The sequence below is a fragment of the Pseudomonas sp. SIMBA_068 genome (genome assembly GCF_046534705.1).
In the GTDB taxonomy this organism is placed as follows: Bacteria; Pseudomonadota; Gammaproteobacteria; order Pseudomonadales; family Pseudomonadaceae; genus Aquipseudomonas; species Aquipseudomonas putida.
In genome coordinates this window covers 1-266 of the sequence record NZ_JAWRYI010000670.1, presented here as the reverse complement: position 1 = coordinate 266, position 266 = coordinate 1, and the positions used below count along the sequence as shown (strand labels likewise).

The 266-nt window shown below is 58.3% G+C and carries 1 protein-coding gene; it reads left to right on the top strand.

The features are described from left to right. Window positions 1-190: 190 nt before the first annotated feature. The coding region (locus SB756_RS30920; RefSeq protein WP_410913349.1) for a hypothetical protein at window positions 191-266 on the top strand (76 nt) is incomplete at its 3' end.

Below are 266 nucleotides of genomic sequence, written 5' to 3'. Positions count from 1 at the left end.
CCACCGGTGTTCTCCTACCTTCACGTCATCAATAGCTCAGCGTAACCCGGCAAATCCGGGCGCGGCGCGCGCAATTTAAGCCTCTGCCGGTTACCAAGCAAGCGCTTGGCCAGAAGAATAGGCCAACGTATTTACAAACCAAGCGCTTGCTTGGTAGCCTCCTCGCAGTTCTTCATTCGAGAGCCCTGTCATGACCAAGACCGTAAGAATCGGCTGCGCCAGTGCCTTCTGGGGCGACACCAGCAGCGCCGCAGCGCAGTTGGTGC